Annotated in this window: 18 protein-coding genes and 1 tRNA gene; 10 read left to right on the forward strand and 9 right to left on the reverse strand. The window is 57.4% G+C overall.

Annotation, left to right across the window (positions count from 1 at the left end):
• Positions 1–79: 79 nt before the first annotated feature.
• Positions 80–793, reverse strand: coding sequence for a UTRA domain-containing protein (locus FQ185_RS27045; protein WP_149420131.1), 714 nt, complete (start codon positions 791–793; stop codon positions 80–82).
• A gap of 349 nt (positions 794–1,142) precedes the next feature.
• On the opposite strand from FQ185_RS27045, the gene FQ185_RS27050 reads away from it, so the two are divergent.
• The 6 genes from FQ185_RS27050 to FQ185_RS27075 all read left to right on the forward strand — a co-directional run bounded on the left by FQ185_RS27050 (position 1,143) and on the right by FQ185_RS27075 (position 6,503).
• Positions 1,143–2,207 carry an ABC transporter substrate-binding protein gene (locus FQ185_RS27050; protein ID WP_149420132.1) on the forward strand — a complete coding sequence of 355 codons (1,065 nt, stop codon included), beginning with the start codon at positions 1,143–1,145 and terminating at the stop codon, positions 2,205–2,207.
• 186 nt (positions 2,208–2,393) lie between these two features.
• On the forward strand, positions 2,394–3,200 hold the full coding sequence (locus FQ185_RS27055) for an alkaline phosphatase family protein (RefSeq protein WP_149420133.1): 807 nt from the start codon (positions 2,394–2,396) through the stop codon (positions 3,198–3,200).
• Positions 3,197–4,042 (forward strand): ABC transporter permease subunit, encoded by an 846-nt coding sequence (locus FQ185_RS27060; RefSeq protein ID WP_149420134.1) that lies wholly within the window; start codon positions 3,197–3,199, stop codon positions 4,040–4,042. Before FQ185_RS27055 ends, FQ185_RS27060 begins: the two co-directional genes overlap by 4 nt.
• A complete protein-coding gene (locus FQ185_RS27065; RefSeq protein WP_149420135.1) occupies positions 4,029–4,829 on the forward strand; it encodes an ABC transporter permease in 801 nt (266 codons plus the stop codon). Before FQ185_RS27060 ends, FQ185_RS27065 begins: the two co-directional genes overlap by 14 nt.
• Entirely contained in the window at positions 4,826–5,815 is a 990-nt protein-coding gene (locus FQ185_RS27070) for an ABC transporter ATP-binding protein (RefSeq protein WP_149420136.1), read from the forward strand. The genes FQ185_RS27065 and FQ185_RS27070 overlap by 4 nt, the downstream gene beginning before the upstream one ends.
• 34 nt (positions 5,816–5,849) lie before the next feature.
• Complete coding sequence (locus FQ185_RS27075) at positions 5,850–6,503, forward strand: HAD family phosphatase (RefSeq protein WP_149420137.1); 654 nt, start codon at positions 5,850–5,852, stop codon at positions 6,501–6,503.
• A 118-nt stretch (positions 6,504–6,621) separates the two neighbouring features.
• On the opposite strand, the gene FQ185_RS27080 is transcribed toward FQ185_RS27075, so the two are convergent.
• Positions 6,622–7,584 carry a zinc-binding dehydrogenase gene (locus tag FQ185_RS27080; protein WP_149420138.1) on the reverse strand — a complete coding sequence of 321 codons (963 nt, stop codon included), beginning with the start codon at positions 7,582–7,584 and terminating at the stop codon, positions 6,622–6,624.
• A gap of 140 nt (positions 7,585–7,724) precedes the next feature.
• Here FQ185_RS27080 and FQ185_RS27085 point away from each other — a divergent pair, with 140 nt between their 5' ends.
• Complete coding sequence (locus tag FQ185_RS27085) at positions 7,725–9,806, forward strand: carboxy terminal-processing peptidase (RefSeq protein ID WP_178113611.1); 2,082 nt, start codon at positions 7,725–7,727, stop codon at positions 9,804–9,806.
• A 147-nt stretch (positions 9,807–9,953) separates the two neighbouring features.
• Positions 9,954–11,744 (forward strand): bifunctional diguanylate cyclase/phosphodiesterase, encoded by a 1,791-nt coding sequence (locus FQ185_RS27090; RefSeq protein WP_149420140.1) that lies wholly within the window; start codon positions 9,954–9,956, stop codon positions 11,742–11,744.
• Positions 11,745–11,949: 205 nt separating this feature from the next.
• On the opposite strand, the gene FQ185_RS27095 is transcribed toward FQ185_RS27090, so the two are convergent.
• The 6 genes from FQ185_RS27095 to FQ185_RS27120 form a co-directional block, all read right to left on the reverse strand.
• Positions 11,950–12,783: a hypothetical protein gene (locus FQ185_RS27095; RefSeq protein WP_149420141.1), complete on the reverse strand. Its 834-nt coding sequence runs from the start codon at positions 12,781–12,783 to the stop codon at positions 11,950–11,952.
• 269 nt (positions 12,784–13,052) lie between these two features.
• Positions 13,053–13,460 (reverse strand): sel1 repeat family protein, encoded by a 408-nt coding sequence (locus tag FQ185_RS27100; RefSeq protein ID WP_149420142.1) that lies wholly within the window; start codon positions 13,458–13,460, stop codon positions 13,053–13,055.
• On the reverse strand, positions 13,461–13,832 hold the full coding sequence (locus tag FQ185_RS27105) for a hypothetical protein (RefSeq protein ID WP_059401930.1): 372 nt from the start codon (positions 13,830–13,832) through the stop codon (positions 13,461–13,463).
• Complete coding sequence (locus tag FQ185_RS27110) at positions 13,829–14,170, reverse strand: helix-turn-helix domain-containing protein (protein ID WP_149420143.1); 342 nt, start codon at positions 14,168–14,170, stop codon at positions 13,829–13,831. The genes FQ185_RS27105 and FQ185_RS27110 overlap by 4 nt, the downstream gene beginning before the upstream one ends.
• 114 nt (positions 14,171–14,284) lie before the next feature.
• On the reverse strand, positions 14,285–14,740 hold the full coding sequence (locus FQ185_RS27115; protein ID WP_149420144.1) for a YkvA family protein: 456 nt from the start codon (positions 14,738–14,740) through the stop codon (positions 14,285–14,287).
• 293 nt (positions 14,741–15,033) lie between these two features.
• Positions 15,034–15,750 carry an FKBP-type peptidyl-prolyl cis-trans isomerase gene (locus tag FQ185_RS27120; protein ID WP_149420145.1) on the reverse strand — a complete coding sequence of 239 codons (717 nt, stop codon included), beginning with the start codon at positions 15,748–15,750 and terminating at the stop codon, positions 15,034–15,036.
• Positions 15,751–16,019: 269 nt separating this feature from the next.
• Here FQ185_RS27120 and FQ185_RS27125 point away from each other — a divergent pair, with 269 nt between their 5' ends.
• Both FQ185_RS27125 and FQ185_RS27130 read left to right on the forward strand, forming a co-directional pair.
• Positions 16,020–17,828, forward strand: coding sequence for a di-heme-cytochrome C peroxidase (locus FQ185_RS27125; RefSeq protein WP_149420146.1), 1,809 nt, complete (start codon positions 16,020–16,022; stop codon positions 17,826–17,828).
• Positions 17,825–18,958 carry a catalase family protein gene (locus tag FQ185_RS27130; RefSeq protein WP_149420147.1) on the forward strand — a complete coding sequence of 378 codons (1,134 nt, stop codon included), beginning with the start codon at positions 17,825–17,827 and terminating at the stop codon, positions 18,956–18,958. Before FQ185_RS27125 ends, FQ185_RS27130 begins: the two co-directional genes overlap by 4 nt.
• Positions 18,959–19,101: 143 nt before the next feature.
• On the opposite strand, the gene FQ185_RS27135 is transcribed toward FQ185_RS27130, so the two are convergent.
• Positions 19,102–19,178, reverse strand: a tRNA-Asp gene (locus FQ185_RS27135).
• Between the last annotated feature and the right edge of the window lie 8 nt (positions 19,179–19,186).

Consider the following 19,186-nt stretch of genomic DNA (forward strand, 5'->3'; position numbering starts at 1 on the left):
AAGCCCGCTCCCACAGGGTTCCGTATCAATCTGTGGGAGCGGGCTTGCCCGCAATGGGGCGACGACGCGGACTCCCGGGTTAAACCACATCCACCCCGACATGAATCGCATCATGCCGCCAAAACTCCAGGTCACAGTCGATCAGCCGCTCATGCTGGTCATAATTGACCCGAGCAATCCGCAACCCCGGGCTCCCCACCGACACGCGCAAAGCCGCCGCCGCATCCACCGACAACGCCGTCGGGACAATCTCGAAGCGCACTCGCCCGTAGTGCAAATCGTAATGCCGCGCATACAGCTCGGTAATCGACTGATTCAAATCAAACTCAAGAATCCCCGGAAAATACTGCGGATTCAAATAGTGCTCCACATACAACACCAGGCGCTCATCGATGCGCCGCGCCCGGCAAATCTGAATCACGCTCGACAATGCCGGCAACTGCAACCAGGCACAGACCGCCGCCGACGCCGGCTGCAAACGTGCTGAAATCACCTCTGTAGACGGCACCCGCCCCTGAGCACTGACCATTGCGTGAAAGTGGCTGCGCTGCATCAGGTTATAAGCCAGGCGCGGCGGCGACACGAACCAGCCACGGCGCTCCTCGCGATAAATCTGCCCTTGTGCTTCCAACTGCAACAACGCTTCACGCACGGTGATCCGCGTGGTGCCGAACAATTCACTGAGTTTGCGCTCGGCCGGTAACTTGCTTCCGGAGGCCAACAGCCCGTGGTCGAGCTGTTCCTGAAGAACCTGCCCGATGGCTGTCACCGCTTTGGTTGTCTCGATGCGCATCAACGTTACCTATCTGGACTAGACCAGCACTGTTTCAGGGCAGAACCGTAACTCAAACCGGCTCCATCAACTCCCTGCAAGCCTAGGCACTGCACATGACTGGCAGATGACAAAGCCGCCGAACGGTTGTGCCAGACACCTGCAAAATCACGGCCAAGTCCTTTCTTATCAGTCCTTTAGCCATGGTCTACGCTTACTCCGAAGCCTGAGTATTACAGCGCAAAAAATATAGGCAGGCCGATGTCAGACATCAAAATGTCATCAGTGGCGCCTAAATTGGCTCAGGTATTGCTGACCTAGACCAACACAACCGCAATCGCAGCGTTGAAAACGCCCAAAGGAGCTTCGGATGAAAAAGCTTTTCCTGGCATCACTGTTAGGCTCGACCATTGCCATGTGCACCGCCGCCATGGCGGCTGATGATTTGAAAACCCTCGAAGCCGCGGCGAAAGCGGAAGGTGCGGTCAACAGTGTCGGCATGCCCGATAACTGGGCCAACTGGAAAGGCACCTGGGATGACCTGGCCAAGAACTACGGCCTGAAACACATCGACACCGACATGAGCTCGGCTCAGGAACTCGCCAAGTTCAAAGCGGAAAAAGACAACGCCACTGCCGATATCGGCGACGTCGGTGCAGCCTTCGGTCCGATCGCGGTCAAGCAAGACGTTTCGCAGCCTTATAAGCCAAGTACCTGGGAGCAGATCCCGGCTTGGGCGAAGGATAAGGATGGCCATTGGGCCCTGGCCTATACCGGCACCATTGCTTTCATCATCAACAACAAGCTGCTGCACGGTTCCGACGCACCGACCAAATGGGCCGATCTCAAGACTGGCAAATACAAGGTCTCCATCGGTGACGTGAGCACTGCCGCCCAAGCTGCGAACGGTGTACTGGCTGCCGCCATTGCCAATGGCGGGGATGAGAAAAACATTCAGCCGGCTCTGTTGATGTTTGCCGAGATCGCCAAACAAGGTCGCCTGTCAATGACGGACCCGGTAATCGCCACCTTGGAGAAAGGTGAAATCGAAGTCGGTGTGGTCTGGGACTTCAACGGCCTGAGCTACAAAGCCAAGATGGCGAACCCGGATGACTACACCGTGCTGATTCCATCTGACGGCTCGGTGATTTCCGGTTACACCACCATCATCAATAAATACGCGAAGAACCCGAACGCCGCCAAGCTGACCCGCGAATACATCTTCAGCGACGCAGGCCAGATCAACCTGGCGCGCGGCAACGCCCGTCCGATCCGCGCCGAGCACATAACACTGCCGGATGACATCAAGGCCAAACTGCTGCCTAACGAGCAGTACAAAGGCGTGACCCCGATCAAGGACGCGGATGCGTGGGAGAAGACTTCCAAGGCGCTGCCGCAGAAGTGGAACGAAGAAGTCATCGTCGAAATGAAGTGATGCTTTAGATCCCCACTTGGAGATCTGAAGCAGATCCCTGTGGGAGCGAGCCTGCTCGCGAAAGCGGTGAGTCAGTCGACATAAATGTTGTATGTCGGTCCGCATTCGCGAGCAGGCTCGCTCCCACAAGGGAATTGAGTTGAACCCGGTTTTTTCGAATTCCTGTTTTGCGGAGTCATCGCCCCTATGAAGCACAACGTCATCCTTGTCGTGCTCGACGGCCTTAACTATGAGGTCGCGCGTCACGCCATGGGGCACCTGCAGGCTTATGTTGGCGCAGGACGCGCGGCGCTCTACAAACTGGAGTGCGAACTGCCGGCCCTGTCCCGACCGCTTTACGAATGCATACTGACCGGCGTTACGCCCATCGACAGTGGCATCGTCCACAACAACGTCTCGCGCCTGTCCAACCAGCGCAGCATCTATCACTACGCCAAGGATGCCGGTCTTGTAACTGCCGCCGCGGCTTATCACTGGGTCAGCGAGCTGTATAACCGTTCGCCATTCGTGCCGGCCCGGGATCGTCACACCGACAGCCCCGACCTGCCGATTCAGCACGGCCATTTTTACTGGAACGATCACTACCCGGACTCGCACCTGTTCGCCGACGCCGAAAACCTGCGTCTGCGCCACGCGCCGAACTTCCTGTTGGTGCATCCCATGAACATCGACGACGCCGGGCACAAGCACGGCCTCGACACCTCGCAATACCGCAATAGCGCCCGTTCGGCCGACATCATCCTCGCCGATTATCTGCAAACCTGGCTCGACGCCGGTTATCAGGTGCTGGTGACCGCCGATCACGGCATGAACAACGACCGCTCCCACAACGGCCTGCTGCCCGAAGAACGCGAAGTACCGCTGTTCGTCCTCGGCGACGCCTTCAGTTTCAACTCCAGCGCCGCACCGAAACAGACCGAAATCTGCGGCACCGTCTGCGAACTGCTGGGTGTGGCCCACGACAAACCAGTGTGCCGGGAGCTGCTCAAGTGAACTCCATTACCCGTGGAAAATGGCTGGCAGTGTTATGCCTGGTGCCCTTCGCGTTGTTCTTTATCGTGTTCGAAATCGCCCCGCTGGTCTGGGTGATGCTCAACAGCCTGGAATCGGAAGAGTTCGGCTGGGGCCTGGCCAACTTCACCAAGATCTTCAACTCGAAATTCTATTTGCAGGCGATTCAGTACAGCCTCGAGATCAGTTTCTGGTCCAGTGTGTTCGGGATCATCATCGCGGTGCTCGGTGCTTATTCGCTGCGCCGGGTCGACTCGAAACTGCGCAACTTCGTCAATGCCTTCGCCAACATGACCAGCAACTTTTCCGGCGTGCCGCTGGCCTTCGCGTTCATCATTCTGCTGGGCTTCAACGGCACCTTTACCATCATGCTCAAACAGTCCGGGATCATTCAGGACTTCAACCTGTATTCAAAAACCGGGCTGATCATTCTCTACACCTACTTCCAGATTCCGCTGGGCGTGTTGCTGCTCTACCCGGCCTTCGACGCCCTGCGCGAAGACTGGCGTGAATCTGCCGAACTGCTGGGCGCCAACGGCTGGCAGTACTGGCGGCACATCGGCTTGCCGGTGCTGACCCCGGCACTGCTCGGCACCTTCGTGATCCTGCTGGCCAACGCCCTCGGCGCCTACGCCACGGTGTACGCCTTGACCACCGGCAACTTCAACGTGCTGACGATCCGCATCGCGGCGATGGTGTCCGGCGATATTTCCCTGGACCCGAACCTGGCCAGTGCCCTGGCCGTGGTGCTAGTGGTGTTGATGACGTTGGTGACCATCGTGCATCAGCTGCTGTTGAAGAGGAGCTACCATGTCTCGCGCTGAATTGGGGGCCGTCGGTGTCTATCACCGGGTCGTGGTGTATTTACTGTTTGCCATTCTGTTGTTGCCCCTGGCCGGTACGCTGATTTACTCGATTTCCAGCAGTTGGTCGGCGACCATTCTGCCCAGCGGTTTCACGCTCAAGTGGTATATCCAGCTGTGGAGCGATCCGCGGTTTCTTGAGGCGTTCGGGCAGTCGCTGCTGGTCTGCGTCGGCGCGCTGATTTTGGCGGTGGTGCTGATTCTGCCGCTGCTGTTCGTGGTGCATTACCACTTCCCCAAACTTGATGCGCTGATGAACATCCTGATCCTGCTGCCCTTCGCGGTACCGCCGGTTGTGTCGTCGGTGGGGCTGTTGCAGCTCTATGGTTCCGGGCCGTTTGCGATGGTCGGTACGCCGTGGATTCTGATCGGCTGCTACTTCACCATCGCGCTGCCGTTCATGTACCGGGCCATCACCAATAATCTGCAAGCGATCAACCTGCGCGATCTGATGGACGCCGCCCAACTGCTCGGTGCCAGCACCTGGCAAGCGGCGTTCCTGGTGGTACTGCCGAACTTGCGCAAAGGCTTGATGGTGGCGTTGCTGCTGTCGTTCTCGTTCCTGTTCGGTGAGTTCGTGTTCGCCAACATCCTTGTCGGGACCCGCTACGAAACCCTGCAGGTCTACCTCAACAACATGCGTAACAGCAGCGGTCACTTCACCAGTGCGCTGGTGATTTCCTACTTCTTCTTTGTGCTGGTTCTGACCTGGGCGGCCAATATCTTGAACAAGGACAAAAGCGAATGAGCTATGTCAGCGTCCAACATCTTCAGAAAAACTACGCTGGGACCACAGTGTTCAGCGACATCAACTGCGAGATTCAGAAGGGTGAATTCGTCACCCTCCTCGGCCCCTCCGGTTGCGGCAAATCCACGCTGCTGCGCTGCATCGCCGGCCTGACGCCGGTGGATGCCGGGAAGATTCTGCTCGATGGTCAGGACATCGTTCCTTTGAGCCCGCAGAAACGCGGGATCGGCATGGTGTTCCAGAGCTATGCACTGTTCCCGAACATGACCGTGGAGCAAAACGTCGCCTTCGGTCTGCGCATGCAGAAGGTCAACGCCGACGACCGCCAAAAGCGTGTCGCCGAAGTGCTGAAACTGGTGGAGCTGAACGACTTTGCGGCCCGTTACCCCCATCAACTGTCCGGCGGCCAATGTCAGCGGGTTGCACTCGCGCGCTCCTTGGTAACCCGGCCACGGCTGTTGCTGTTGGACGAACCGTTGTCGGCCCTCGATGCGCGGATCCGCAAGCACTTGCGTGAACAAATTCGCCAGATCCAGCGCGAACTCGGCCTGACCACGATCTTCGTCACACACGATCAGGAAGAAGCGCTGACCATGTCTGACCGGATTTTCCTGATGAATCAGGGAAAAATCGTACAGAGCGGCGATGCCGAAACCCTTTACACGGCGCCCGTGGATGTTTTCGCTGCCGGCTTCATCGGCAACTACAACCTGCTGGATGCCGACAGCGCGACGAAACTGCTGCAACGGCCGATCACCCATCGCATCGCTATCCGCCCGGAAGCCATCGAACTGAGCCTGAACGGCGAACTCGACGCGCAAGTGCGCAGCCACAGCCTGTTGGGCAACGTGATTCGCTACCGGGTCGAAGCCCGGGGCGTGGAATTGGTGGTGGATGTGCTGAACCGCTCGGCGGCCGATTTGCATCCCGATGGTCAGCGTCTGGCACTTTCCATCGATCCGACGGCCCTGCGTGAGGTAGCCTGATGCCTTTGCTGATGTTGAAGAGAGAACTGCACTGATGGCCCTGGCAATTTTTGATCTGGACGAAACCCTGATACACGGCGACTGCGCCACCCTCTGGAGCGAGCAAATGGGCCGCCTGGGCTGGGTCGATCCCGAGTCGTTCATGCGTCAGAACAACGAACTGATGGACGCTTACAGCCACGGCAAGTTGCGGATGGAGGAGTACATGACCTTCAGCCTCGAGCCGATGATTGGCCGCACTCCGGAAGAGGTCGACCATTTGGTCGGGCCTTGGGTGGAAGATTTCATCGAGCCGATCATCTTCAGCGACGCCACCAAAGCCATCGCCGCCCATCGCAAGGCAGGTGACCGGATTCTGCTGATCTCCGCATCGGGTACGCACCTGGTCAGGCCGATTGCCGATCGTCTGGGCATCGACGAAATACTCGGTATTGAGCTGGAAGTGGCACACGGCGTGTATAGCGGCAACACCCTTGGCACGCTGACCTACCGCGAAGGCAAGATCACGCGGTTGCTGGAATGGCTGGATGCGCAAGAGGAAAACCTTGAGGGCGCGAGTTTCTACTCGGATTCACGCAACGATTTGCCGCTGCTGCTGAAGGTGGATTTCCCACACGTAGTGAACCCCGATCCGGTGCTGCTTGAACACGCGGAGAAGGCCGGCTGGCCGATCCATATCTGGAAGTAACCCCCGCCTGATCGTTCCCACGCTCCGCGTGGGAATGCAGCCCGGGACGCTCCGCGTCCCTGGAGCGGACGCAGAGCGTCCATTGAGGCATTCCCACGCAGAGCGTGGGAACGATCTATCAAACCAGGCTCTCGTCGATCACCAACACCAACTTGCCCGCCACCTTATTAGTCGCCAATTGCGCAAACGCCGCTTCAGCGTCCTTGATCGGGAAGGTCTTGGCCAGTTGCGGGCTCAATCGCCCTTCAGCAAACAGCGGCCAGACATGCTGGCTCAGATCACTGAACAAATCCGCCTTGAATTGCTCGTCGCGACTGCGCAGGGTCGAACCCAGTAATTGCACGCGCTTGGCCAACACCTGCGCCAGATCCAGCTTTGCCTCACGACCGCCCATCAGACCGATCAGCACCCAGCGGCCATCACCGGCCAACAGCTTCAGATTCAGCGCGGCGTAATGACCGCCCACCGGGTCGAGAATCACGTCGAATGGCCCCAGATCACTCAAACTTTCCAGATCGTCGGTGCGCACCACACCACCCTGCGCCCCGAGCGCTTCGCAGTAAGCCAAACGCTCGGCGGAACCGACGCTGACCCAGCACGGGTTACCAAACGCCTTGCACAGCTGAATGGCAGCTGAACCGATTCCACTTGCTCCGGCGTGCAGGAGAACTTTCTCACCCGGCTTGAGCGCAGCCAGTTGAAACAAATTCAGCCAGACGGTCGCGTACACTTCCGGAAGCGCTGCCCCTTCAGCCAGGGACATTCCGTCGGGAACCGGCAACACGTGCCGTCCGTCGACAACCACCTCTTCGGCCATCCCGCCCCCGGCCAGCAAGGCGCAGACCCGATCACCGACCTGCCACGAAGACCCCGGACCGACCTCGCTGATCACCCCCGCACACTCAAGACCCAGCACCTGACTGGCCCCCGGCGGTGGCGGATAAAGACCTGCCTTCTGTAACAAATCGGCGCGATTGAGTCCCGCTGCCGCCACTCGGATACGGACTTGCCCTACATCACATGTAGGACTCGGCTCTTCAACCCACTCCACTTGACCTTCAACGCCTTGCAATGCTTTCACAGTGCCTCCATAGTGAGTCTGGACTGAGCCCGTAGCTATAGCGCCGGGCTTTCTTGCATTATGTGACCGGCCCTTTGTGGAACCGGCGACTTCAAAGACGGCCTAATATGCGTGATCAATTGTCCCCGCGTCGAATCAGCATGAAGCATTTGCTCCCAAGCACCGCCCTAGCCTTATTCATCGGGATCGGCCTGTTGCCGTTGTCGACCAATTCGTTTGCAGCCAATAGCTGGGACAAGCTTCAGCCTGATCGTGACGAAGTGATCGCCAGCCTGAACGTCGTCGAGTTGCTAAAGCGCCATCACTACAGCAAGCCGCCGCTCGATGACGCGCGCTCCGTGATCATCTATGACAGCTACCTCAAGCTGCTGGATCCATCGCGCAGCTACTTCATGTCCAGCGATATTGCCGAATTCGACAAGTGGAAAACCCAGTTCGACGACTTCCTCAAAAGCGGCGACCTGAACGCCGGGTTCACCATCTACAAGCGCTACCTGGACCGCGTCAAGGCGCGTCTGGACTTTGCCCTTGTCGAGCTGAACAAAGGCGTCGACAAGATTGACTTCAACGCCAAGGAAACCTTGCTGATCGACCGCAAGGACGCTCCTTGGCTCAAGTCCACCGCCGAACTGGACGACCTGTGGCGCAAACGCGTCAAGGACGAAGTCCTGCGGATGAAGATCGCCGGCAAAGAGCCCAAGCAGATCCAGGAAACCCTGACCAAGCGCTACAAGAACCAACTGGCGCGCCTGGGCCAGACCCGTCCGGAAGACATCTTCCAGGCGTACATCAATACTTTCGCCATGTCCTATGACCCGCACACCAACTATCTGTCGCCGGATAACGCGGAGAACTTCGACATCAACATGAGCCTGTCCCTCGAAGGCATCGGCGCTGTGTTGCAGAGCGATAACGACCAGGTGAAAGTCGTGCGTCTGGTGCCGGCAGGTCCTGCGGACAAGACCAAGATGGTTGCACCGGCCGACAAGATCATCGGCGTTGCCCAGGGCAACAAAGAGATGGTTGACGTGGTCGGCTGGCGACTGGACGAAGTGGTCAAGCTGATTCGTGGTCCGAAAGGCACCGTGGTGCGCCTGGAAGTGATCCCGGCCAGCAACGCGCCGAACGACCAGACCACCAAGATCGTGCCGATCACCCGCGAAGCGGTGAAACTTGAAGACCAGGCGGTGAAGAAGTCGGTCCTTAACCTGAAACAGGACGGCAAGGACTACAAGCTCGGCGTCATCGAGATCCCGGCCTTCTACCTGGACTTCAAGGCCTTCCGTGCTGGCGATCCTGACTACAAGAGCACCACTCGCGACGTCAAGAAACTGCTGACCGAGTTGCAGAAAGACAAAGTTGACGGCGTGGTTATCGACTTACGCAACAACGGCGGCGGTTCCCTGCAGGAAGCCACCGAGCTGACCAGTCTGTTCATCGACAAAGGTCCGACCGTTCTCGTGCGTAACGCTGATGGCCGGGTCGACGTCCTGGAAGATGAAAACCCGGGTGCGTTCTACAAAGGCCCGATGGCGTTGCTGGTCAACCGCTTGTCGGCTTCGGCTTCGGAGATTTTTGCCGGCGCCATGCAGGACTACCACCGCGCTCTGATCATCGGCGGCCAGACCTTCGGCAAAGGTACCGTGCAGACCATTCAGCCGCTGAACCATGGTGAACTGAAACTGACCCTGGCCAAGTTCTACCGGGTTTCCGGCCAGAGCACCCAGCATCAGGGTGTACTGCCGGACATCGACTACCCGTCGATCATAGACACCAAGGAAATCGGCGAAAGCGCCCTGCCTGAAGCCATGCCGTGGGACACCATCCGTGCGGCCATCAAGCCTGCGCTCGACCCGTTCAAACCGTATATCTCGCAGCTCAAGTCCGAGCATGACGTGCGTACGGCCAAAGATGCGGAGTTCGTGTTCATCCGCGACAAGCTCGCTTTGGCGCAGAAACTGATGGCCGAAAAAACCGTCAGCCTCAATGAAGCTGATCGTCGTGCACAACACGTCGACATCGAAGCCAAGCAACTTGTCATGGAAAACATCCGTCGCAAGGCCAAGGGTGAAGAGCCGCTCAAAGAGCTGAAGAAGGAAGACGAAGACTTGATCACGGCCGAGCCGGACAAGACCAAGCCAGAAGACGATGCCTATCTGAGCGAGACGGGTCGGATTCTGTTGGACTACCTGAAACTCAACACCGCGGTAGCCAAGCACTAAGTTGTTGCATACCAGATGATGGCAATTTAATGCTGACGCTCCCCGGAGCGTCATCAAACAGTCATCATTCTGTCGTGAAATAAAGGACTGGGAGCGCCTCTTTAATCAAGAGCGCTCCCAGTCCTTTTTTTATCGCCAGAGAACGCCATGACCACGACCGAACAGCTGAGTGCCTTGAGTTCAATATTGACTCAAAGCGGTTTGCACAGCCTGTTCCAGCCAATCATCTGCATTTCTGAACGACGTATTCTCGGCTACGAAGCCCTTAGTCGCGGCCCCTCCAACAGCCCGCTGCACTCCCCCATCGCCCTGTTCGCCGTCGCTCGGCAGGCCGGCCGCCTGAGCGAACTGGAAATCACCTGCCGCGAGAGCGCATGCCGTCGCTTCAATGAACAGCAGCTGCCCGGCAAACTCTTTCTCAACGTCTCCCCGGAATCCCTGCTCGAAGCCGCCCACCAACCCGGTCGCACCCTGCAACTGCTGCAGGATTTCGGCATACCGCCGAGCCAGGTGGTGATCGAACTCACCGAGCAGACCCCGACCGACGATTTCCAGTTACTGCAAACCGCACTGCATCACTATCGGGCAATGGGGTTTTCCATTGCTCTGGATGATCTGGGTGCGGGTTATTCGAGTTTGCGGCTGTGGTCCGAGTTGCGCCCTGACTATGTGAAGATCGATCGTCACTTCATCGACGGCATTCATCAGGATGCACTCAAGCGTGAATTCGTCGGTTCGATCCTGCAGATCGCCAAAGCCTCACGGGCGCAAGTGATCGCCGAAGGCATCGAACTGCCGGAAGAACTCGCGGTACTGACCGAGATGGGCGTCGACTTGGTCCAGGGCTATTTACTCTGTCGTCCTCAAGAGCACCCGCCCCGGGATGCCCGCACCCTGATGCCCAAACAAGACAGCTACGCAGTGGCGCTGAACGACGAAGTCAGCGACCTCAGCGCCCTGCTCAACGACCAACCGGCAGTGGATCGCGACACCCCGACCGCCACGGTGCTGGAAGCCTTCCGCTGTCAGGCCAACCTGAACTCCCTGGCGGTGCTCGACAATCAAGGTCAGCCTTGTGGCATCGTCCATCGGCATTCGCTCTCCGACGCACTGCTCAAGCCCTTCGCAACCGACCTGTTCGCGCGCAAACCCATCAGTCGCTTGATGAACGACGATTTTCTCGCCGTAGAATTGAGCCAGTCGCTACAACAGGTCAGCCGGCTGATCACCAGTCGCGCCCGACAACGCATCGAGGAGGATTTCATCATCACCCTCAACGGCGGTTATCTGGGACTGGGTCGGGTGATCGATGTGCTCAAGTTGATTACCGAACTGAAGATCCAGCAGGCCCGCTACGCCAACCCGCTGACGCTGTTGCCGGGCAACGTCCCCATCCAGCAATGCCTGACGCGACTGCTGCAACAGAAACGGGAATCGGTGATCTGCTACGTCGACATCGACAGCTTCAAGCCCTTCAACGACATCTACGGCTACGGCCGTGGGGACGAGGTCCTGCTGTGCCTGGCGCAATGCCTGAATGATCGCGTCGATCCGTCCCGTGACTTTGTCGGACATATCGGAGGTGATGACTTTTTGCTGGTACTCGGCCCGGAAGACTGGCGCAAACGCTTGAACCAGTTGCTGGACGACTTCCAAAGCCAATGTCGACGTTTCTACCGCAGCGAACACCTGGAAGCCGGCTGCTTCATCGCCCCGAATCGCCAGGGTGTGCGCCAGGAATTTCCGTTGCTGTCACTGTCCATCGGCGTGGTGCATTTGCATCCACAGGCCTGTGGACAACTCGATGCGAGCCAGTTGGCGGAGATGGCATCGCAGGCCAAGCACCACGCGAAGAACGTGCCGGGGTATAGCGTGCATGTGATTGATAGTTTGGCTGTGCCGGTACAAGAAGATGAAATACTCTTGGGCCATCGCTGATTGCCCTGACGCCTTCGCGGGCAAGCCTGCACCACATTGGATCGGTTGGGTGCATACAATCTGCGTGACTCTACATACTCTCTGTGGGAGCGGGCTTGCCCGCGAAGGTGTCAGCACATACACCGCGCCTTTCCGAGATTAATCCGCAGCTAAGCAACCCAACAAACAAAATGCCCGGCACGTAAAGTGTCTGCCACAACCGCATTCAGTCCGCTTTTTTGCAAGTCTCGGATCTGAACGAATACCCTTCCTTATTGTTCGTTATAATTAAATAACGCCCATCATCACCTTTTACACCTCGTTCATTCTCACCTAAAGTACAGCTTGTATACTTCCTACCTTCCAACAAATAGAGAAAAAATGGCAATTGTTTATCCAAGAAACTGTCATAACTGCGAGCCAAACCCTGCCCTTCAGCTTTGACAAAGCCAAACAGCAGCAAAAACGCCACAAATCGAACTATCAAAGTAGTCTTGAGAAGATAGTGATTAAAGATCGATCCCATAAAGCCAAAGCAAGGATTTAAAGCGAAATCCTTCCCTAAAGCGAAAAACATAAAGACAAACGGAAGCAACACAAAACTCATTGTCATCAGAAAAATAGAAACACCCCAAGCAAACATGGGTATCATTATTACTGTGAGTATCGCCTTCGTATAAGTGACCGATATAAAATCTACTTCTGTAACAACATTGATCGCATACTCCGACAAGCCGAGAGCAATATTAGAAAGAACAAAATATATTAAAAGAATTACTGCTTTCCCTAGGGACGACTCCCAAATTTTCTTATAAACCATAACCAAATCAGAAGTAACACCAAGCCCCAGCATCAACATCACAAAATACAGAATATTCAGCCCGTTATTATATCCAGCAAGCCGCATTAATATTGCACTAATTGCAATAGAAAAACCAAAGGCATATAACTTCTGGCTTCTAGAGGCGGTAGCGCAGAACACAGAGTTTTTATCTAGAATCCACTTTGCAAAACGTTGACGCCGGGTCATTTTCAAGCTGCAGCGTTGGTTATTATTCAATTAAATTTCCATCCATACGTTCATAACGACAATGCTTTATCCGCGTTACATGGGCGTCTTGCCCAAGAATCGCTGGCACTCAATAGGTGGCGGCTCCATGCAGGAGTGGAAGACATTGCAGGGGCAGCGTCAGGAAAGGAATCAGGAAAGGACGATGTTGATGTAGGGCAATTCTCTAATGCGCCGCTATTAAGAACGGACAGCCAGAAACGCAAACGTGGCGAGAGGTTTCCCTCACGCCACGTTTGTTTGTCAGATTCGCCGGTGGGTCAATCCGCAGAACCGCCGGACGCCAACTCTTTGAGTTTGATCTCGGCAAGTGGATGCCCTGCCTTAACGGCTATCTCCCACCACTGCGCCGCTTCAACCGCATCCGGCGCCTTGCTCGGCGTCCCCGCCAGGCATATCACGCCAACCTGATACGCCGCTTTGCCATCGCCCGCCAAAGCCGCCAGGCGCAGCAATCGCACACCCTCCTCGCGTGCTCCAAGGCCGACGCCGCGAAAGGTCAGGATGTGGCCATAGAAGCTCTGGGCGCCCACATCACCCAGGTTCGCCATGCGTGCGAACTGGCCTTCGAGCCAGCTCCAGCCACGCGGCTGACGTACAAACCATGACCAGTGAAACAAGCGGCGGGCTAACCAGTAACCAGCCCGCGCCTTGAGTCGTAAAAACACTCAGGCTTCCGCCGATTCGGGGTATTCGTATTCGAACACCCGCACCACTTCCGAGGCATGCCAGGACGCTGCGGCGATGCCATCGGAAGGACCGGAGAAACGTCCCAGACGTTCAACACATTCAAAGAAACCAGTGCGCGGCAGGCGACTGGCGCCCTGACTGATCACCAGTGAACTTCGCAAGGGCTGTTCGGCCTTGGCGTCCAGCGCGGCCAGGTGTTCAAGGGCCGCGGTCAGGGTTTGCATGGCCGGCGTCGGGAGTTGCAAACGCTCCAGCAACGCTCGATAGGTCAGAAGATGGCGCTGGCGGCGCGCCTGATCCAGTTCACCCAGCAACCCGTCCCAATGTTGACGACTGATGCGTACGCTCACGATTCATCCCTCCACCCTGGCACCGTCAACTCCCAGGCCAGGCTGCGGCGAATCGCAGCGTCGGGTAGACGCTCGCCACTTTCGATCAAGGCCAGATAAGACGGGCTGATGCCTACCGTGCGGGCAAGCGCCTCGATGGCGATGCCCTTCCCTTCGCGCAAACTGCGTAGTTGATCCAGACCCGGAAGAATCTGGTCTGGCGCGACCGCGTGGCGCTCTGGGGGGACCCGCGGCGGTTGTTCGTTGATGCCTGCTGCTTTCAGTAGAGCCTGATACTGAGCCCACGGCAGAACCGCATATTCGGGCTCGCCTTCGCGTGTGATTATCTGAATATCCATGACTTCCCCGTAGGACAACGACACTTAGCGAGTCGGCACTTTTCCCTAGAAGTGTAATCCTAACAGCGGCCAAGGTCGCGGGGGGTATGAATATAAGGATGATCCTGAATCGGCTCAGTTTTTTTTCGGGCCCTGAAGCTGAAGTTGTTCAGGGGTATCGGGCAGGCGCTCGACCTTGGCGAGCTTCTCCGGCAGCTGGCGATTGCGCCAGGCGCGGAAGGCGTTGAGTTCGTCGTCGAGGACTTTCATCAGCCAGGCCAGCACGGCGATATCGTCGAGCATGCCGAAAACCGGGATGAAATCCGGAATCGCATCCACCGGGCTGAGGAAGTACATCAGGCCGGCCACCACCGAGATCAACGCCTTCGGGCTAATGGCCCGGTACTCGCCGCGCCAGTAAGCCAGGCAAAGTGCCTGCAACAAGCGCAGATCGTCTTTCAGTTTGCCCAGCCGGTTGCCCTGGCTGGCACCTTTGCTGGCGACCGCGAACAGGAGAGTCGGCAAACGTCCACGCGCAAGCAGGCGTCCGGCCAGAGGCAGGAAACGAGCAAAATTCCAAGGCATCTTCATCATTCCTCCCGCTGAAATGTTATCCACACAAATTGTGGATAACCTTGTGAACAGAGCTGCTTTTCACGGCTGAAAGCCCCGTTTCATAAGGGCTTAACTCAGATCGGGCGTTTTTTACTCACATAAAAAAACCCAAGATTTCATTGACTTGGCGCTCTGGCGCGGCTAGCACGGGCGTCCTCAATGGCTATGACTCCAGCCTACAGCATCCGTTCGCTTTGTTTACCTTCGCTGAACGCCAGATGCAACAACGCCCCGCATAAGCGAGGCGTTGTTTTTAGAGCAGACGCCAATTACTTGGCAGGGGCGTCTTGTTTTGCTGGATCCTTGATCGCCAGCAGTTCCAGGTCGAATACCAGCACGGAGTTGGCTGGGATCGCCGGGCTGGGGCTTTGGGCGCCGTAAGCCAGTTCGCTAGGGATGTACAATTTGTACTTCTCGCCAACGTGCATCAGTTGCAGGCCTTCGACCCAACCCGGGATCACACCGCTGACCGGCAGATCGATCGGGCTGCCGCGCTCGACGGAGCTGTCAAAAACGGTGCCGTTGGTCAGGGTGCCGGTGTAGTGAACAGTCACTACATCGGTCGGCTTAGGCTGTGCGCCATCGGCTTTCTTGACCACTTCGTACTGCAGGCCCGAAGCGGTGGTGGTTACACCGGCTTTCTTGGCGTTATCTTCGAGGAATTTCTTGCCAGCGGATGCCGATTCTTCACTCATTTTGGCCATACGCTCTTCAGCACGCTTCTGCAGTGCTGCGAAGGCTTCGACCAACTCGTCATCCTTCAGTTTCTGTTCTTTCTTGCCGACGGCATCTTCGATGCCTTGGGCAACGGCTTTGGAGTCCAGATCATCCATGCCTTCCTGAGCCAGGCTCTTGCCCATGTTCAGGCCAATCCCGTAGGAAGCTTTTTGCGCCGGGGTTTTCAGCTCTACGCTGGTCTGCGAATCACAACCCGCAAGTACCAGGCTAACCAGGGCCACCGCCGCCGCCAACCGATGCTGTTTCATGCTATTTCCTTGTTCATGCGCCTAAAGGGCAATCGAATAAAGCCGCGAGCTTATCAGGCGGCCACGACCAATGGCTACCGGCATGAGAGCAGGAAACTTCTGATAAGTTCAGGTGTTTTAACGCATTTCGGGAATGGGGTGATGAAGCTTCTGTCATCTTTCCCCCATAGGGACTGATCCCCTATCCCACAACATCTGGCGTAACGGCCACTTGCCGCACACCTGGAGCTGAGGCATAAGAGAGCGATAAATCGACAAGGATGTTTATCTTGCACCTCTTATTCCGCTTGCTGGCTCTGATCGCTGTGCTGCTGGGGCTAGGCCTGGCTGTGGTTCTGTACTACATCGCCAATCCGAAACTGCCAGCCTGGACACCTGCGCAACAGGTGCACTATCTGCAGCAGTGGAGCGCGACCGACCGTCAGACTTACTACTTCACCCCCCAGGGCACTCAGGTCAAAGGCTTGCGCTATGACTGGTTCACTGCCCTCGAGCTGCCCTTCTCGCAACAACGTTTCGCCACTCCCGAGTATCTCGCGCGCTTTGGTTTTCTGATTGATCCGGGCCAGACGCCCATGCCGAACAACCCTGGCAACCTGCCTGTGGGTTTTACTCGGCATCAGAACGGCGCAAACCAAGATCTGTTTCTGGACATTACCTGTGCTGCCTGTCATACCGGCGAACTGCGCTTTAACGGTCAGGCCGTGCGCATCGACGGAGGTTCGGCGCAGCACGTTCTGCCATCCAGCGTTCCCACGCTACGCGGTGGCAGTTTCGGACAAGCGCTGGTGGCCAGTCTGACGTCGACTTACTACAACCCCTGGAAATTCGAACGCTTCGCACGCAACGTGCTGGGCCAGGACTACGACGGCCGCCATCAACAACTGCGCCAAGACTTCAAAAGCTCACTCGATACCTTTATGAAGGTCGCCTGGAACGACACCCATCGCGGACTTTACCCGACCGAAGAAGGCCCCGGCCGTACCGACGCGTTCGGGCGCATTGCCAACGCCAGTTTCGGTGACGCGATTTCCCCCGCCAACTACCGGGTGGCCAACGCTCCGGTCGACTATCCGCAGTTGTGGGACATGTGGACCTTCGATTGGGTGCAGTGGAACGGCTCGGCGCAGCAGCCGATGGCACGCAACATCGGCGAGGCGCTTGGGGTCGGCGCAACGCTGAATTTCTTCGATGCCAACGGCCAACCCCTTAAAGGCGATGACCGCTATCCGTCGAGTGTTCGATTGCACGACCTGCACTTGATCGAACAAACCCTTCAGCGGCTCAAACCTCCCGCGTGGCCGGAAGAGCTGCTCGGCGCTGTCGACAAACCCTTGGCCAGCAAAGGTCGTGAGTTGTTCAGCGAGAATTGCGCCGGTTGCCATGTTCCTCGAGGGGCCCAAAGTAATGGGCGCTGGGTGCAGCATCTGAAAATGCTGCCCGTGGAGTTTATCGGGACAGATCCAGGTGCTGCCAACAACATTGCCGATCACCGCTTCGACCTCACAGCCTTGCAATGGGATCCGGCGGAACTGAAGCAACTGGATGTGCACTTACAGCCGACGCCCACCGAGCCGCTCGATTTGAGCAAACTCTCGTCGGCCAAAGGGCTGGCGTACATTACGGCCTTCGTCGGAAACCGGGCTTACCTTGAAGCGAACATCCCCACGGCCGAGCGACCCGACATGGATGGCTTCGGTCTGCCGATTGGCGTACGTGAGTTGCGCGCCTACAAAGCACGGCCATTGGCGGGTGTCTGGGCGACGGCACCGTTCCTGCACAACGGTTCGGTTCCGAGCATCTATCAGCTGCTCTCGCCCCAGGATGAACGCGCGACAACCTTCTACAAAGGCACTCTCGAGTACGACCCAAGGCACCTGGGTTATCGCACCGAAGCCTTCACCGATGGCTTCGAGTTCGACACGCGCATCACCGGCAATCACAACAGCGGCCATGAATTCCGGCCAGGCAAACGTGGCAACGGCGTTATCGGCCGCTTGCTGCAACCGGAGGAGCGCTGGGCGCTGCTGGAGTACCTGAAAGTGCTTGGCGGCCCGTTAGAGTCGCAGTTGCCATGAGTACTCTATGGATGCGCTTTGGCGCCTTTCTCGGCAAAAAGCTGCTTTGGATGGCGGGTTTTGGGTTGCTCGGCTGGGCGCTGTCCACGGCGTGGTTCGCGTGGCAGCACAGCGGGCCGGTATCGGCGCAAGAGCTGATTCCGGAAGGCGAAGCCACGATGACCCAGGACATCATCCAGACGGCCGTGCGCATCGTCGATCAGCACCGGGAAAGCACCCGCTATCTGCGCGATGCCCATGCCAAGGCTCATGGCTGTGTGAAGGCAGAAATTCAGGTGCTGCCGAATCTGGCAGGCGACCTGCGTCAGGGTGTGTTCAGCGAACCCGGCAAAATCTGGCAAGCAACGATGCGCTTGTCCAACGGCAACGCTTATCCGCAATTCGACAGCATCCGCGACGCTCGGGGCATGGCGATCAAGCTGCACGATGTGCCGGGCAAACAACTGCTGAACGATCAACAGAGTCGCGGCGAGCAGGACTTCGTGATGTTCAGTCATGCGAACTTCTTCGTCAGCAATGTCGCTGAGTACCGTCAGAATGTAACCGCACAGGCTGACGGCAAGAAGCTGATGGCGTTCTTCCCGGGTTGGGATCCTCGGACCTGGCAGGTTCGCCATCTGTTTATCGCACTGGCGACATTGTCACCCGCCCCCGACAGCCCGACCCAGACGATCTACTTTTCGGTTTCGCCCTACAAATTCGGTGAAGCCAATGCCAAGTTCCGCGTCATGCCCGACCCGGCAAGCTGCCCGACCTACACCCTGCCCACGCAAAACCAGAAGTTGCCGAACTTCCTGCGCAATGCGCTGAACCAGCGGTTGTCCACCGACCGAATACCGGCGTGTTTCGTCTTGCAGATCCAGCGACAGGATCCGACCAAGTACATGCCGATCGAAGACACCAGCATCGAGTGGCGTGAACGCGATGCACCTTTCGAAACGGTGGCGCGGATCAAGCTCCCTGCGCAGGATTTCGATACGCCCGCACTGAATCTGCAATGCGACAATCAATCGTTCAACCCTTGGTTCGGTCTGGAAGCACACCGCCCCATTGGCGGTATCAACCGTCTGCGCAAGGCCGTATACGAGGCAGTGAGCGATTACCGTCACGCCCGCAACGCCGAACAGTAAGAAAGGCACGTACGAAAAAAGCGACCCGAAGGTCGCTTTTTACAGGCAGGCTGGACAACAGCAATCTCCAGACAGCAAAAAGCCCGCATTAAGCGGGCTTTTTCCGTGGTGACCTGGCGTTCAGCGTTCCAGGTTACCGAATATGGCGCAGCGGACGGGACTCGAACCCGCGACCCCCGGCGTGACAGGCCGGTATTCTAACCGACTGAACTACCGCTGCGCGTAACA

Source organism: Pseudomonas sp. ANT_H12B, assembly GCF_008369325.1.
GTDB lineage: Bacteria > Pseudomonadota > Gammaproteobacteria > Pseudomonadales > Pseudomonadaceae > Aquipseudomonas.

Excerpts from the sequence above, each read along its gene's own strand:
- FQ185_RS27045 (WP_149420131.1), bottom strand. The coding sequence starts at position 793 with ATGCGCATCGAGACAACCAAAGCGGTGACAGCCATCGGGCAGGTTCTT.
- FQ185_RS27110 (WP_149420143.1), bottom strand. The coding sequence starts at position 14,170 with ATGGATATTCAGATAATCACACGCGAAGGCGAGCCCGAATATGCGGTT.
- FQ185_RS27120 (WP_149420145.1), bottom strand. The coding sequence starts at position 15,750 with ATGAAACAGCATCGGTTGGCGGCGGCGGTGGCCCTGGTTAGCCTGGTA.
- FQ185_RS27065 (WP_149420135.1), top strand. The coding sequence starts at position 4,029 with ATGTCTCGCGCTGAATTGGGGGCCGTCGGTGTCTATCACCGGGTCGTG.
- FQ185_RS27085 (WP_178113611.1), top strand. The coding sequence starts at position 7,725 with ATGAAGCATTTGCTCCCAAGCACCGCCCTAGCCTTATTCATCGGGATC.
- FQ185_RS27050 (WP_149420132.1), top strand. The coding sequence starts at position 1,143 with ATGAAAAAGCTTTTCCTGGCATCACTGTTAGGCTCGACCATTGCCATG.
- FQ185_RS27115 (WP_149420144.1), bottom strand. The coding sequence starts at position 14,740 with ATGAAGATGCCTTGGAATTTTGCTCGTTTCCTGCCTCTGGCCGGACGC.
- FQ185_RS27055 (WP_149420133.1), top strand. The coding sequence starts at position 2,394 with ATGAAGCACAACGTCATCCTTGTCGTGCTCGACGGCCTTAACTATGAG.
- FQ185_RS27075 (WP_149420137.1), top strand. The coding sequence starts at position 5,850 with ATGGCCCTGGCAATTTTTGATCTGGACGAAACCCTGATACACGGCGAC.
- FQ185_RS27090 (WP_149420140.1), top strand. The coding sequence starts at position 9,954 with ATGACCACGACCGAACAGCTGAGTGCCTTGAGTTCAATATTGACTCAA.
- FQ185_RS27070 (WP_149420136.1), top strand. The coding sequence starts at position 4,826 with ATGAGCTATGTCAGCGTCCAACATCTTCAGAAAAACTACGCTGGGACC.
- FQ185_RS27130 (WP_149420147.1), top strand. The coding sequence starts at position 17,825 with ATGAGTACTCTATGGATGCGCTTTGGCGCCTTTCTCGGCAAAAAGCTG.